The organism is Streptomyces fulvoviolaceus (genome assembly GCF_000718165.1).
GTDB classification, from domain to species: Bacteria; Actinomycetota; Actinomycetes; order Streptomycetales; family Streptomycetaceae; genus Streptomyces; species Streptomyces fulvoviolaceus.
This window is the reverse complement of the sequence record NZ_JOEY01000031.1, coordinates 42,542-56,744: the sequence shown is the minus strand read 5'-3', so window position 1 is coordinate 56,744 and position 14,203 is coordinate 42,542. Positions and strand designations below refer to the sequence as shown.

The 14,203-nt window shown below is 72.1% G+C and carries 15 protein-coding genes; 6 read left to right on the top strand and 9 right to left on the bottom strand.

Annotated features, from left to right (window positions below; translation table 11 throughout):
* Positions 1–15: 15 nt before the first annotated feature.
* Positions 16–948, bottom strand: a complete 933-nt coding sequence (locus tag IG08_RS0130960; protein WP_030609808.1) for an EamA family transporter — start codon at positions 946–948, stop codon at positions 16–18.
* 111 nt (positions 949–1,059) lie between these two features.
* Between IG08_RS0130960 and IG08_RS0130955 the strand changes: the two genes are divergently transcribed.
* A complete protein-coding gene (locus tag IG08_RS0130955; protein ID WP_030609804.1) occupies positions 1,060–1,566 on the top strand; it encodes a MarR family winged helix-turn-helix transcriptional regulator in 507 nt (168 codons plus the stop codon).
* Between the two features lie 13 nt (positions 1,567–1,579).
* Here the strand turns inward: IG08_RS0130955 and IG08_RS0130950 are convergent, their stop codons facing one another.
* Positions 1,580–3,061, bottom strand: coding sequence for an FAD-dependent monooxygenase (locus tag IG08_RS0130950; protein ID WP_030609801.1), 1,482 nt, complete (start codon positions 3,059–3,061; stop codon positions 1,580–1,582).
* A gap of 113 nt (positions 3,062–3,174) precedes the next feature.
* Here IG08_RS0130950 and IG08_RS0130945 point away from each other — a divergent pair, with 113 nt between their 5' ends.
* Positions 3,175–3,771 carry a TetR/AcrR family transcriptional regulator gene (locus tag IG08_RS0130945; RefSeq protein ID WP_030609798.1) on the top strand — a complete coding sequence of 199 codons (597 nt, stop codon included), beginning with the start codon at positions 3,175–3,177 and terminating at the stop codon, positions 3,769–3,771.
* Positions 3,772–3,868: 97 nt separating this feature from the next.
* Here the strand turns inward: IG08_RS0130945 and IG08_RS0130940 are convergent, their stop codons facing one another.
* The 3 genes from IG08_RS0130940 to IG08_RS0130930 all read right to left on the bottom strand — a co-directional run bounded on the left by IG08_RS0130940 (position 3,869) and on the right by IG08_RS0130930 (position 6,531).
* Positions 3,869–4,150 (bottom strand): hypothetical protein, encoded by a 282-nt coding sequence (locus tag IG08_RS0130940; protein WP_030609795.1) that lies wholly within the window; start codon positions 4,148–4,150, stop codon positions 3,869–3,871.
* An 89-nt stretch (positions 4,151–4,239) separates the two neighbouring features.
* The gene (gene malQ / locus IG08_RS0130935) at positions 4,240–6,294 is read right to left on the bottom strand and encodes a 4-alpha-glucanotransferase (RefSeq protein WP_030609792.1); all 2,055 of its coding nucleotides are present in this window, start codon (positions 6,292–6,294) and stop codon (positions 4,240–4,242) included.
* Complete coding sequence (locus IG08_RS0130930) at positions 6,295–6,531, bottom strand: hypothetical protein (protein ID WP_030609789.1); 237 nt, start codon at positions 6,529–6,531, stop codon at positions 6,295–6,297.
* Between the two features lie 223 nt (positions 6,532–6,754).
* Between IG08_RS0130930 and IG08_RS0130925 the strand changes: the two genes are divergently transcribed.
* The 3 genes from IG08_RS0130925 to IG08_RS0130915 are packed head-to-tail and all read left to right on the top strand — an operon-like array spanning position 6,755 to position 9,362.
* A complete protein-coding gene (locus IG08_RS0130925; RefSeq protein ID WP_030609786.1) occupies positions 6,755–7,288 on the top strand; it encodes a PadR family transcriptional regulator in 534 nt (177 codons plus the stop codon).
* Positions 7,285–7,992 carry an ABC transporter ATP-binding protein gene (locus IG08_RS0130920; protein WP_030609783.1) on the top strand — a complete coding sequence of 236 codons (708 nt, stop codon included), beginning with the start codon at positions 7,285–7,287 and terminating at the stop codon, positions 7,990–7,992. The genes IG08_RS0130925 and IG08_RS0130920 overlap by 4 nt, the downstream gene beginning before the upstream one ends.
* Positions 7,989–9,362: an ABC transporter permease family protein gene (locus tag IG08_RS0130915; protein ID WP_030609780.1), complete on the top strand. Its 1,374-nt coding sequence runs from the start codon at positions 7,989–7,991 to the stop codon at positions 9,360–9,362. The genes IG08_RS0130920 and IG08_RS0130915 overlap by 4 nt, the downstream gene beginning before the upstream one ends.
* Before the next feature lie 121 nt (positions 9,363–9,483).
* Here IG08_RS0130915 and IG08_RS0130910 read toward each other — a convergent pair whose 3' ends face one another.
* Positions 9,484–10,020: an HNH endonuclease gene (locus tag IG08_RS0130910; protein WP_030609777.1), complete on the bottom strand. Its 537-nt coding sequence runs from the start codon at positions 10,018–10,020 to the stop codon at positions 9,484–9,486.
* Positions 10,021–10,311: 291 nt separating this feature from the next.
* On the opposite strand from IG08_RS0130910, the gene IG08_RS0130905 reads away from it, so the two are divergent.
* Positions 10,312–11,409: a mechanosensitive ion channel family protein gene (locus IG08_RS0130905; protein WP_030609774.1), complete on the top strand. Its 1,098-nt coding sequence runs from the start codon at positions 10,312–10,314 to the stop codon at positions 11,407–11,409.
* Between the two features lie 33 nt (positions 11,410–11,442).
* On the opposite strand, the gene IG08_RS0130900 is transcribed toward IG08_RS0130905, so the two are convergent.
* The 3 genes from IG08_RS0130900 to IG08_RS0130890 form a co-directional block, all read right to left on the bottom strand.
* Complete coding sequence (locus tag IG08_RS0130900) at positions 11,443–11,655, bottom strand: hypothetical protein (protein ID WP_158812299.1); 213 nt, start codon at positions 11,653–11,655, stop codon at positions 11,443–11,445.
* A gap of 69 nt (positions 11,656–11,724) precedes the next feature.
* A complete protein-coding gene (locus tag IG08_RS0130895) occupies positions 11,725–13,914 on the bottom strand; it encodes an MMPL family transporter (protein ID WP_030609770.1) in 2,190 nt (729 codons plus the stop codon).
* A gap of 6 nt (positions 13,915–13,920) precedes the next feature.
* A complete protein-coding gene (locus IG08_RS0130890) occupies positions 13,921–14,136 on the bottom strand; it encodes a hypothetical protein (RefSeq protein ID WP_030609767.1) in 216 nt (71 codons plus the stop codon).
* Positions 14,137–14,203: the final 67 nt, after the last annotated feature.

Genomic DNA, 14,203 nt, shown 5'->3' with positions numbered 1-14,203 from the left:
GTGATCTCGGTGGATCTACCGTCGCAGCGCCGCACCTGTCACGTCCATCGAATCTTTTCGAGCATTCCTTTTAGCAAAGATGAACGATCGCGTGGGTGTGCGTGGCCTGAACTGCCCCACCACCGTCGCCCCGAACGCCACCGCCATCCCCGCCATCTGCACCGGCGTCAGCGCCTGTCCGAGCGCCGCCCAGCCGACGACTGCCGCAGTCAGCGGCGACAGCGGGCCCAGGAACGTGACCTGCGTCGCCGTGAGCCGCCCGATGCCGCGGAACCAGAGCCAGTACGCCACCGCCGTGTTCGCCAGCGCGAGGTAGAGATAGCCGCCGACCGCCCGGCCGTCCAGCGCGGGCGGCGCGCCCTCGACCAGGAAGGCGAGGGGCGCGATGAGCAGGCCGCCGGCGGTCAGTTGCCAGGCGGTGAGCGCTAGCGGGCCCACACCCTCCGGGCGACCCCACCGCTTGGTGAGCACGGTGCCGGTGGACATCGAGGCGGCCGAGGCGAAGGCCGCCAGCACGCCCACGGGGTCGAGCACCCCGGCCGCCTTCAGTACGACGAGACTGACGCCGAACGCCGCCACGATCCCGGTGACCACACTCCGGGCCGTGGGCCGCTGCCCCAGCAGCCCCGCCGACAGGCCCACGACGATCAGCGGCCCGACCGACCCGACGACCGCCGCCATCCCGCCCGGCAGCCGGTACGCCGACAGGAACAGCAGCGGGAAGAAGGCGCCGATGTTCAGCGCCCCGAGCACTGCCGCCTTCCCCCACCAGGCACCCCGCGGCAGCACCCGGGCCAGGGCCAGCAGGACGAGGCCCGCGGGCAGCGCGCGCATCAGGCCGGTGAACAGGGGGCGGTCGGCCGGGAGGAGCTCGGTGGTGACGGCGTAGGTGGTGCCCCAGGAGACGGGGGCGAGGGCGGTGAGCAGAACGGTCGCGGACCGCTTCATGGCCGACACCCTTCATCCGTGATTGCTTGGCAATAAGTAGCTTAGCTCTAAGCTACTTACAGTCAAGTCACTTTCTTGCGGGCAGCCGGAGCCCCGGCGGATACTCGTCGCATGAGTGCACAGCACGGGGACCCCGTCGACTCGATCATCGAGCAGTGGGCGGCCGTGCGGCCCGACCTCGACACCCGGGCGATGGAGGTCTTCGGGCGGATCTTCCGCCTCTCGCGCGCGATGGGCGACCGCATGGAGAAGGCGTACGCCCCCTACGGCATCTCACGCGGCGAGTTCGACGTCCTGGCGACCCTGCGCCGCTCCGGCGAGCCCCACACCCTCTCCCCCCGCCAGCTCTCGGGGACGCTGATGCTCACCACCGGCGGCATGACCGGCCGCCTCGACAAACTGGAACGGGCCGGCCTGCTGCGCCGCTCCCCCGACCCCCACGACCGGCGCGGCCTCCAAGTGACGCTCACCGAGAAGGGGTTGCACCTCATCGACGAGGCGGTCGGCGCCGGCCTCGCCGTCCAGACGGAGGCCCTGTCCGCCCTCGACGACGAACAGGCCGACCGACTGGCCGACCTGTTGCGGGAGTTGTTCGCGGGGACACCCGAACCCCGTTGATTTCAGGGGCGGTTCACCCCACGTGCGCGGCGAGCGCGGCCTCGATCGCCCCCACGTCCGCGGAGTCCGCCGCCCAGGCCACGTATCCGTCGGGCCGCACCAGTACGGTCGTACGGCGGTCGCCCGCCCAGCGTTCCACGGTCAGCCGGTCCTTGTGGGCGCCCTGGTCGTCGTAGGCCTCGGGGGTGATCAGCACGAACCGGCCGCCGCGCAGGGCCTCGTAGAGGCGGCCGTCGTCGGCGAGGGCGACGTCCGGGACGCGGGTACCGGTCAGGCGGTGGGCGCCGCGCGGGGCTCCGTAGCGGAAACCGATGCCGGTGACCTGGCCGATCATCCTGCGGCGGGCCGGGGCGACCCGGTCGAGGACCGTGGTGAGCGCCGCCCGCAGCGCCAGTTCCCAGGGGCGCTTGGCCATGGCGAGGCGGACGATGCCGCCGCTGCTGCGGAGGACGGACCTGCCGACGGGGTGGCGCTCGGCCTGGTAGGTGTCGAGGAGTCCGGGGGCCGCGTGGCCGTGGATCACCTGGGCCAGCTTCCAGCTCAGGTTGGCCGCGTCCTGCAGGCCGGTGTTCATGCCCTGGCCGCCGGCCGGGGTGTGGACGTGCGCGGCGTCCCCGGCGAGGAAGACGCGGCCCACGCGGTAGGCGGGCGCCTGGCGTTCATCGCTGTGGAAACGGGACATCCAGCGGGCGTCGTACATCCCGAAGTCCTTGCCGAGGGCGAGACGGGCGATCTCCTTGATCTCGTCGAGGTCGAGGGGCTCGCTGTCCGGGACGTCGTGGGCGCGGTTCCAGCCGATCACCCGGTAGTAGCCGTCGCCGAAGGGCGCGATGAAGGCGAAGGCGTCGCCGGCGGTGTTCACGGTGAGCAGCGACTCGGGCTCCTCGGCGAGCCGCACGTCCGCGAGGACGACGGACTTGATGACGGACCGGCCGGGGAAGGGCAGCCCGATCGCCTCGCGTACGCCACTGCGCATGCCGTCGGCGCCGACGACGTACGCGGCGTGGAGGGACTCCGTGGTGTCGCCGGGGCCGCGGACCTCGAGGGTCACGCCGCCCGCGTCCTGCGACAGACCGGTCAGCTCGGTCTCGTACCGGAAGGCGACACCGGCGTCCACGGCCCGCCGCTCCAGGACCTTCTCGACCTCGTACTGCGGGATGACGAGCAGGTGCCGGAAACGGGAGGGGAGGGTGTCGAGCCGGATGGTGAGCCGGCCGAAGAGGCGCAGCCTGTCGAGAGGCCGGCCGGCCGCCTCCAGGCCGTCGGCGAGGGCCCGGGCGTCGAGCTGCTCCAGGGTGCGGGCGTGCAGCACGAAGGCGCGGGAGATGTTGCTGATCTTGTGGGCGCGCTTCTCGACGACGGTGACGGGGACGCCGGCGGCGGCGAGGTCACCGGCCAGGAGGAGGCCGGTGGGGCCGGAGCCGACGATGATCACGGAGTTCGGGGTGGTGCGGTCGGTGCCCGTGCTGCCAGTCGTTCCAGTCGTGCCGCTCATGGTGGCCTCCTGTTACCAACGCCTGTTTGCCAACGCTTGTTGGCGAGACTAGAGGCGCCCGGCAAACGAGTCAACACTTGTTGGCCTACGCATGTTGGCCTACGCTTGTTGGCATGAACGGCAGTGTCAGCAGCACCACAGACCCCGGCTCCGGCGCCCGCCGCCGCTCCGCCGCCACCCGTGACGCCATCCTCACCGCGGCCCGCGAACGCTTCGCGACCGACGGGTACGAGCGGGCCACCATCCGCGCCATCGCCAAGGACGCGAACATCGACCCGTCGATGGTGATGCGCTACTACGGCAACAAGGAGGGCCTCTTCGCGGCGGCCGTCTCCGTGGATCTGCAACTGCCGGACCTCGCCGCACTGCCCCGGGACGACATCGGCCGGGCGCTCGTGACGCACTTCCTGTCCGTGTGGGAGGAGAACGAGGTGCTCACCGCCCTGCTCCGGGTCGGCGTGACCAACCAGGCCGGGGCCGAGCGCACCCAGGGCGTCTTCCGGGACCAGGTGCTGCCGGTCGCCCGCCAGGTGTGCCCGGACCCCGAGCAGATCCCGGCGCGGGCCGCGCTCGTGGCGACGCAGCTGCTCGGGCTGGCGCTCACCCGCTATGTTCTGCGGTTCCCGCCGACCGTGGCGCTGCACCGCGACGAGATCGTGGCGTGGCTGGCGCCCACGCTGCAGCGGTACCTGACCGCGCCGAGCCCTTAGGACCTGTCCGGGACGCACCGAGGGCGCCGGCCTCGCCCACGTACGGCGGATGCGCGTACGTACGGCGGGGCCGGCGCCCCGGAGAAGCGTGCTTCGGTCAGGCCTTCGAGCCGGCCTTGGTCTTGCTCTTGGTGCCGGGGATCTGCACCCGGTGCGACGGGTGCGACTTGTCCAGGACCAGCACCAGACCCGCGATGACCGCGAACAGGGCGAGCGGGGCCACGACAAAGAGCCCCAGCGTCTCGATGACGCTCAGGCCCGTGCCGGGGTCGTCGCCGTCGTCGCGGGTCAGCGCGGAGGCGGGGGACGACATGAGCAGCATCATCAGCGTCGTACCGGCGACCAGGGCGCCGGCGCGCAGGGCGTTCTTCTTGTCCACGGTGCCAAAGTAGCGAACGCCGGTTCGGGGCGCGCGTTCGGGGTGCCGTATGAGGCGCCCGAGGGCCCGGAAGGCACGACCCGCACGGCCTATCCCGCCCGCAGCACCTCCACCAGCGCGTGCAGCCGGGGCGACGCCGCCAGCTCCTCCAGCGTCACCGGTCGCCCCTCCGCGTCGGCGATCGGCAGCCGCCAGTTCGGGTACTGGTCCCACGTCCCCGGCAGGTTCTGCGGGCGGCGGTCGCCGACGGTGTCCGGGAGCCAGATGCCGGTCATCCGGGCGGGTGTGTGCTGCAGGAAGCGGTGGACGGCCTGGATCTCGGCCTCCTCCGAGGGCATGTTGATGCCGCCGCCGGTGCCCTGCAGAAGGCCGAGCCGGGCGAGCAGCTCCAGCCACTCCCCCGTGTCCGCCGACGCCTCCGCCCGTTCCTCCTCCAGGGGGCGGGTCAACAGGCCGAGGCTGTCGCGGAGTTCGACGTGTTCGCCGGTGAGACGGGCGGCGGTGGGCGGGAGGTCGTGGGTGGTGGCGGTGGCCAGGCAGTCGGCGCGCCAGCGGTCGGGGGGCAGGGGGCGGCCGTCGCCCTCCCAGTCCCGTTCGAACCACAGGACCGACGTGCCGAGCACCCCGCGCTCGCGCAGCGTCTCGCGTACGCCGGGTTCGACGGTGCCCAGGTCCTCGCCGATCACCACCGCCCCGGCCCGCGAGGCCTCCAGCACGAGGACGGCGAGCATGGCCTCGGCGTCGTAGCGGACGTAGGTGCCTTCGGTGGGCGGGTGTCCCTGCGGGACCCACCACAGGCGGAACAGGCCCATGACGTGGTCGATGCGCAGGGCGCCGGCGTACCGGAAGAGGGCTTTCAGCAGCTGTCGGTACGGCGCGTAGCCCGACTCGGCCAGCCGGTCCGGCCGCCACGGCGGCAGACCCCAGTCCTGCCCGCGTGCGTTGAAGGCGTCCGGCGGGGCGCCCACCGACATCCCGGCGGCGAAGTAGGCCTGTTGGGCCCAGGCGTCGGCGCCCCCTGGGTGCACGCCGACCGCCAGGTCGTGGACGACGCCCACCGGCATCCCTGCCTCGCGCGCCGCGCGCTGGGCGGCGGTGAGCTGGGTGTCGGTGAGCCAGGCGAGGCGGGTCCAGAAGTCGACGCGGTCCATCAACTCCCCGCGGGCCCGGGCGGTTTCGGGTGATCGTGGGTCACGCAGACCGGCCGGCCACCGGTACCAGTCGGAGCCGTGCACCTCGGCGAGCGCGCACCAGGTGGCGTGGTCCTCCAGGGCCTCGCCCTCCTCGGCGAGGTAGTCGACGTAGGCGGCGCGCCGGCCCGGCCCGAGGGGCACCTCCCGTACGAGTTCCAGGGCTTCGCGCTTGAGCTCCCACACGGCGTCCCGGTCGATCAACCCGCCCTTCTCCAGCACCGATGCGCGCAGCCCGTCGGCCCGCTCCAGCACCGCGCGCACCCGCTCGCGGTCCGCGACATGGGCGTACTCGGGGATGTCCTCGACCCGCAGATGGACCGGGTCGGGGAAGCGGCGCGAGGACGGCCGGTAGGGCGAGGGGTCGGTGGGGGCGCCGGGTACGGCCGCGTGCAGCGGGTTGACCTGGACGAAGCCGGCGCCGAGGGCGCGGCCGGCCCAGGAGGCCAGTTCGGCGAGGTCACCGAGGTCGCCCATGCCCCAGGAGCGCTGCGAGAGCAGGGAGTAGAGCTGGACGAGGAGTCCGTACGAGCGTCCGGGCGGCGTGGGCAGCCGGGGCGGGGCGACGATCAAGTGGGCCTCGGCGGTGCGGCCGTCGGGTGCGGTGGCCGTCAACCGGTGGACGCCGGGCGGGAGTTGGTCGGCGGCGGCGCGGGTCTCGCCCTGTTCGGTGGTGATGCGCAGGCGCGTGCCCTCGGGCAGGGAGCCGGCGAAGGCGGGCGGGCTGCCGCTCCAGCACACCACCGTCGGCGGCAGCAGCCGCTCGCGCAGCTCGCGCTCACGGGCGGCCAGCGCGGCTTCCGGGGCGCTCGCGTCGACGCCGAGGGCGGCCAGGGCCAGCGTGACGGCGGTGGCGGAGGCCGCGACCGTACGGTCCGGGGAAGGGCTGTAGGAGGTGGCGACGCCGTACGACTCGGCGAGCCGGCGCAAGTCCTCTCCGAGAGGCGCCGCCATCTACGGCTCCAGGTGGGCGTCGGACTCGCTGGTCAGCGGGGCGGCGTCGGCGAGCGGGGGCTCGCTGGTGAGGGGCTCGGCGTCGGGCAGGGGCGGCTCGCTGGTGAGCGGGGCCTCGGAGCAGGCGCCCTCGGAGCTGAAGACGCAGAAGTGCGTTCCGGGTTCGGCGGTCCCGGGTTCAGCGGGCGCCTCGGGTTTGGAGAGGGCCGAGAGCAGAAGGTGTGCCGATGCGGCCACGGGGGTCTCCTTGTCGTGGACGGCGATGTGCGGGTTATCGCAGCCCTACCCAGTGGGCGCGGTGGCAGACGTACGGGAAGGGAGAACGTGCTTTTCGTCATGTTCCGTTCCGGCGGCACCGGCCGCCACTTCGCCCTCGGACACCCTTGCCCTCGCCGACACCTCACCGATTTCTCGCCGATCACTATTCACTCAGTACATGTACTCAGTGCATACTGATTCCATGAGCACCCGCCACATCCTGCTGGGGCTGCTCGCCGGAGGGCCGAGCCATGGCTACGACCTCAAGCGACGCCACGACGAACGCTTCCCGCAGGCCCGTCCGCTGGCCTACGGGCAGGTCTACACGACCCTGCAACGACTGGTCCGGGACGGCCTCGCGCAGATCGAGGGCACCGACTCGGACGGCGGCCCGGAACGGACGACGTACCGCTCGACGGACGAGGGGGCACGTGAACTGGCCGCGTGGGCAAGGGAGATCGCTCCTCCCGCGCCCTTCGTGACGAACGAGATCTTCGCCAAGGTCGTCGTCTCGATCCTGGCCGACGGCGATCCGGACGCCTACCTCCGGGCCCAGCGGGCCGCCCACATGGAGCGCATGAGGGAGCTCACGGCGGTCAAGACCGCCAAGGGAGCCGACCTCGCGACCGTCCTGTCGGCGGACTTCGCCCTCAACCACCTCGACGCCGACCTCCGTTGGATGACCACGACGGCGGCCCGGCTCACCACTCTGACCGCGGAGGTCGACGCGACATGAGCAACAAGGGGGAAGCCGTGACCAGCACAGTGCCGCTGCTCGCGGCCCGTGACCTCGTCAAGGCCCACGGCAGGACCGAGGCCCTGCGCGGCGCCTCGGTCGAACTCCGCGCCGGCGAGATCCTCGCCGTCACCGGTGCCAGCGGCAGCGGGAAGTCGACGCTGCTGCACTGCCTGGCCGGGATCGTCCGCCCGGATGCCGGCTCGGTGACCTACGGCGGTGAGCGCCTCGACACGCTCCCCGAGAAGCGGCTGAGCGAGCTGCGCCGCAGCGAGTTCGGCGTGGTCTTCCAGTTCGGGCAGCTGATCCCCGAGCTGACCGCGCTCGACAACGTGGCGCTGCCGCTGCTGCTCGCGGGCACCTCCCGGAGGGACGCCCACGCGAAGGCCGGCGAGTGGCTGGAGCGGTTCGGGGTGCGCGGGCAGGCGGACCTCAGGCCCGGCGAGATGAGCGGCGGCCAGGCCCAGCGGACCTCGCTGGCCCGCGCCCTGATCACCGGCCCGAAGGTCGTCTTCGCGGACGAGCCGACGGGCGCGCTGGACTCCCTGGCGAGCGAGCAGGTGATGACGGCCCTGGTCCACACGGCCCGCGAGTCCGGTACGGCGGTCCTGCTGATCACGCACGACGCCCAGGTGGCGGCGTACGCGGACCGCGAGCTGCGGCTCACCGACGGGACCGTGGCGCCGCTGGGGGTGACGGCATGAGGGCCGACCTCCGGATGGCCTGGCTGCTCACCCGCGGGTCGAACCGGCGTGAGTGGTGGCGGGTCGGGCTCACGGCGGCGGGCGCGGCGCTCGCGACCGGGTTCGCGCTGGCGGCCGTGGCGCTGGCCGCCGTCCATGGCCAGTACCAGGTGTCCGTCGGCGCCGGTCTGCTGGACGAGCCCGGCACGCGCTCCGGAGTGATCGTCATCCTGCTGCTCCTGCTGGTCCCGGTCCTCGGCTTCCTCGGCCAGTGCGCCCGGATCGGCGCCGTGCACCGCGACCGGCGGCTGGCCGGGCTGCGGCTGGCCGGGGCGACGGCCTGGCAGGTGCGTCGGATCGCGGCGCTGGAGACGGGGCTGGCCTGTCTGCTGGGCTCGGTGCTCGCCACCGCCGTGGCCGTCCCGGTCCTGCTGAACCTGTGGGAACACCCTGCCGCCGCTGCCTGGACCGGCATGGTGCTGGTCACCGTGGGCGTACCGGTACTGGGGGCGACGGCGAGCGCGCTGGCGCTGCGCCGGGTGGTGGCCTCGCCGCTCGGCCGGACGCGCCGGGTACGTCCGCAGTCGGGGCGGGTGCCCGGGCTGCTGTTCCTGGGAGGGGCGCTGCTCTTGTCGGTGGTGGCGCTGGCCGCCGTGGCCGGCATCTCCAACGGTCTGCCGTTCAGCGGCGGCCTGTACGGGTCGGTGCCGCTGGTCGTGGCCGGTGGGATCCTCGCGGTCGGAGCGGGCGCGGTGTGGCTCGCAGGGGGCACGGCCCAGCTGATGGGCCTGTGGTTCGCGCGCCGGGCGCGGACGGCGGCGACGCTGATCGCGGCGGAACGGCTGCGCGAGGACCCGTGGGCGGCGGCTCGCACGAACGCGGCCGTTCTGCTGGTGACGGTCGTGGGCACGGGCTTCGTGGGGGTACGGCAGGTGCTGCTCGCCGATCTGCACGGCATGCGCCGCGCGGGCTCGCTCGGCATGGACCTGACCTACTACACGACCGGACTCGACCTGACGGCTGCCGCGATCCTCGTCGCCCTCGCGATCATCCTGTCCGGCCTCGCCGTCGGCACCGCCGAAGCCCTGGCCACCCGGCGCCGGGGCCTGGCCGCGCAGACCGCCGCCGGGGTGCCCCACACGGTGCTGAGCCGGGCGCTGCTCCTGGAGACGGCGCTGCCGCTGCTCCCGGCGGTCGTGCTGGCGGGTACCGGCGGCATGGCGATCGGCGCCTGGTACGCCTCGGTCACCACGGAGTACACCACCCCGGACGTGCCGTACGTGGCCCTGCTGGTGCCGGTGGCGGTCTACGCCGCCTGCCTGCTGGCCGCCGCGACCTCACTCCCCCTGCTGCGCCGCTCGGTCCGCCCGGCGGAGCTGCGGTACGCGTGAGCACCCCCGCATGACCGCCGTATGACCACATGACCGTCCGGCCCCGGAGACACGGGGGGCCTCCGGGGCCGGACAAGCCGCATGTGGGCACTGTGCGGGAACACAAAAGCCCGGATCGTCGTCAGGCAGAGATGCCGTCGATCCGGGCCATCGCGTCTTCCGCGCCGTACGGTTGCAAGTACGGCAACCAGCGCGGATCCCTGTGCCCGGTCCCGATGATGCGCCAGGCCAGGCCGGAGGGCGGAGCGGGTTTATGGCGCAGCCGCCATCCGATTTCGAACAGGTGTCGGTCGGCCTTCACGTGGTTGCAGCGGCGGCAGGACGCCACCACGTTGTCCCAGACGTGTTTGCCCCCGCGGCTGCGCGGGATGACGTGGTCGACGCTGGTTGCGACGCCACCGCAGTACATGCACCGGCCCCCGTCGCGCGCGAAGAGCGCCCTACGGGTCAGAGGAACGGGCCCCCGATAGGGAACCCGGACGAATCGCTTGAGCCGGACCACGCTGGGTGCGGGGACTGTGACGGTTGCGCTGTGCATGAAGGCGCCGGATTCCTCCAGGGAGACCGCTTTGTTCTCCAGGACGAGGACGAGCGCGCGGCGGAGCGGTACGACGCCGAGTGGCTCGTACGACGCGTTGAGGACCAGGACATGCGGCACGGATGGCCTCCTTGTACGCCGGCGGCGCGTGGCTCGCGCCGGGACGATTCGTAGTCAGTCTCTCCTCATGCCTGGTGGAAGCGCCACCATGTGCTGGTAACGGGCTGGGAGTGTTTTCGACCACACCTTTCTTCATCCCCAGGTGAGCGCGGTCTCTCCCCCGAACATTGCAACGATCCACACACGATGCACCGTTAGTGTGGTGGGTCTGCCGCCCGGTGACCTTTCCGTGACCTCGCGACCTTTGACCGCCGTACCGGGAGGCAGACGCAGCACCTGGAGGTACCTGCCGTGTCCTTGCCCGCCGTCCTACTGGCCGCCTCGTCGGCGTCGCCGTCGCCGTCCCCCTCGGACACGTCGACCCCGGCCGTCCCGTCGCTCCAGGACGCCCAGGAGAGCGCGACGAACGCCGCCAGCTGGGTCGAGCAGAACTGGTCCACCTGGCTCGCGATCGGACTGAGGGTCCTGCTGATCCTGGTGATCGCGGCGGTGCTCAGATTCGTGGTGCGGCGGTCCATCACCAAGCTGATAGACCGCATGAACCGCACGGTCCAGGCGGTCGACGGCACCGCGATCGGCGGCCTGCTGGTCAATGTCGAGCGCCGCCGTCAGCGCTCCCAGGCGATCGGCTCGGTGCTGCGCTCGGTGGCGAGCTTCATCATCGTGGGCACCGCGGCCCTGATGATCCTCGGCACCTTCGAGATCAACCTGGCCCCGCTGCTCGCCTCCGCCGGTGTCGCGGGCGTGGCGATCGGTTTCGGCGCCCGCAACCTCGTCACGGACTTCCTCTCCGGCGTCTTCATGATCCTCGAGGACCAGTACGGCGTCGGCGACACGATCGACGCGGGCGTGGCCTCCGGCGAGGTCATCGAGGTGGGCCTGCGCGTGACCAAGCTCCGCGGCGACAACGGCGAGATCTGGTACGTCCGCAACGGCGAGGTCAAGCGCATCGGCAACCTCTCCCAGGGCTGGGCGACGGCCGGCGTCGACGTCACCGTCCGCTCCGGCGAGGACCTCGACAAGGTGAAGCGCACCCTCAGCGAGGTCGCCGAGCGCATGAGCAAGGAAGAGCCCTGGAACGAGCTCCTCTGGGGCCCGATCGAGGTACTCGGCCTGGACAGCGTGCTCCTGGACTCGATGGTGGTGCGGGTGTCGGCCAAGACGATGCCCGGCAAGGCCCTCACCGTCGAACGCGAACTCCGCTGGCGCATCAAGCACGCCTTCGACGCGGCCGACATCCGCATCGTCGGCGGCGTGGCAGCCGTGGCCGAGGAGGACCCGGACGCGGACCCGACGGCGGGGGTGGCGGCACCGTCGGTGTACTCCAACTCGGCGTCGCCTCAGGCCCAGGCGGCCACGCCGCTCACTCCGCCGGGGACAGTGAAGTAGGGCGTACGACGGCTGAGGGGGGCAGCTCCGTTCTCAGCCGTCGGCCCAGTCCACCGCCACGTAGGTGATGCCCCTCACGCCTGCCTCGTCCAGGACTTGTCCGACCCGCTCGCCCACGCACACGATGGTGATGCCGCCCGGGACGCGGAAGACACGGGAGGCGAGAGCGTCCGCCACGCTCCGGCGGACGGCAGGGAAGCGCAGCGCGTCGCCCGCACCGCGCTCCCACTCGAGCTCGAGTTCCACCAAGCAGGCCGTCAGAGCGTTCCGTACCTTTCCCATCCGGCGAGTTGGTCGACTGCGGCCGTTCGGTTGTCAGCTGTTCGCGGGGCGTTCGAGCGCCACCTTGGGCAGTCGCCGGGCGAGGGGGCCGGGCAGCCACCAGGCCCATTTGCCGAGCAGCTGCATGGCGGCAGGGACGATCAGGCAGCGGATGACCAGCGCGTCCACCAGGATCGCCACGGCGAGGCCCAGCCCGAACTGCTGGAGCATCCGGTCGGGGCTCAGCATGAAGGCGCCGAACACCACGATCATGATGGCCCCGGCCGCCGTGATCACCTTGCCGGTGGTGGCCAGTCCTTCCCGCACGGCGAGGGAGTGGTCCTTCGTACGCTCCCACTCCTCGTGGATCCGTGAGACCAGGAACACCTCGTAGTCCATGGACAGTCCGAACACGATGGCGAAGATCAGCACGGGGAGGAAGGCTTCGATCGGCCCCTGCTGCACCCCGAACCAGCCGTACTGGAACACCAGGGTCATGGCGCCGAGCGCGGCGGAGATCGAGAGCAGGTTCAGCAGGGCTGCCTTGACGGGGATCCACACCGACCGGAAGACCAGCATCAGCAGCAGCGACGACATCCCGACGACGACGGCGACGAACAGCGGGAGCCGCTGCGAGACCGTGTCCGCGAAGTCCTGGGAGGCGGCGGTGGACCCGCCGACCAGGATCTCGGCACCGGTGTCGCGCTCCAGTCCCGGGGCCACCTCATCGCGCAGGTGGTGCACGAGATCGGTGGTTCCCTCGTCCTGCGGCGCCGTCTTCGGGTAGACGATCACGGTGGACAGGGTGCCGTCCCCGGAGGGCATCGCGGGGCTGACCATGGCCACGCCCTCGGCTTCGGCCAGCTCGGACCGGACGCCCTGGCCGGCGGCCTCGTCGCCCTGCACCAAGACGATCAGCGGACCGTTGAAGCCCGGGCCGAAGCCCTCGGCGAGCAGGTCGTACGCCTGCCTGGAGGTCGTGGTCCTCGGATCGTTGCCCGCGTCGGCGAAGCCGAGGCGCATGCCCAACGCCGGTGCGGACAGGGCCAGCAGGGCGAGGACGGCGACCAGCAGCGAAGGCAGCGGACGGCGCTGCACGGCTGCGGCCAGGGCCCGCCAGCGGCGGCCTTCGACCTTGCCCTTGGCCGTGGCCTTGGCCGCGTGCCGCAGTACGTGGCGCTGGATGCGCTTGCCGAAGAGCGCCAGGAGTGCGGGCAGCAGGACCAGCGAGGCGGCCATGGTGGTCAGCACGGTCAGTGCCAGGGCGAGGGCCACGCCCTGCAGGGAGCCGAGGCCGAGCGCGACCAGGCCCAGCAGGGCGATGATCACGGTGCAGCCGGCGAAGAAGACCGTACGGCCGGCGGCGTCCAGGGCCCTGCGGCCGGCTTCGGCCGGGTCGGCGCCGTCGGTGAGTTCGTGCCGGTAGCGGTAGAAGATCAGCAGGGCGTAGTCGACACCGACGCCGAGTCCGACAAGCATCGTGATGGGCGGTGTGAAATCGGCGACGGTGAACACGTGCGAGGCGAGCACGATCAGGCCGGTGGCGGCGCCGACCGCGAAGAGGGCAGTGATCAGCGGCACGGCGGCCGCCACCACGGAGCCGAAGAGCAGCCCGAGGATGACCACGGCGGCCAGAATGCCGGCGAGTTCCGCGGTCGGGCTTCCCTTCTCCTCGGCGCCGCGCACCGCATCGCCGCCGAGCTCGATCTGCAGCCCGTCCGTCTCTGCACTCTTGGCAGTGTCGATGATCGCGGTGACGTCCTCCTTGGGCACGGCCTCGGCCTTGCCGTCGAGAGTGACGGTGGCGTAGCCGATCGTGCCGTCCTCGGACACGGCGGAGGTGTCGGTGTACGGGCTGCGTACATCGGCGACGCCCGGCAGTCCCTTCACCTCGGCCAGCATCTTCTCGACGGCGGCCTTGCGGCCGGCCCCGTCGATGCCTCGGCTGTCCTTGAGCACGATGTCGACGCTGTCGCCGGCCTGGGCGGAACCGTGCTTCGTGAACAGGTCGGTGGCGGCCTGGGAGTCGGTGCCCGGCAGGGCGAAGTTGTTCTTGTACGCGGAGCCCGCGGCCCCGGAACCCAGCGTGACGGCGGCCAGGACGGCGACCCAGATCAGCAGGGCGGCCCAGCGGTGACGCTGCGCCCAGCCGGCCAGGGAACCGAATCGGCCGCCGCGCGGCTGGTCCGGCCGGCCCGGTGCGGGCGGGGCAATGGACGCGGCTGCGCCGCGAGTTGAAGACATGGGTGACTACCTCGGATTCGAGCGTGAGTGGCCTGGCCTGAGAACCGCGCCCACCACAGCGCCGCACAGCGTGGGTACGACGATCGCCAGGGCGGCGAACACGCCGCCGACCTCCAAGGCCACGGCCCCGGCGGTCGTGACCAGCAGAATTCCGGCGGCAGCCCCGACGAGTGCGCCGACGAACGCGGTCGTGGCTCGTCCGCTGAAGGGAGATGCGTTCATGCCCTCGATCGTGCACGCGTGAGGGGAGCCGAATCGTCGGCCTGCGGCTGACACCGGGCGTACCCCA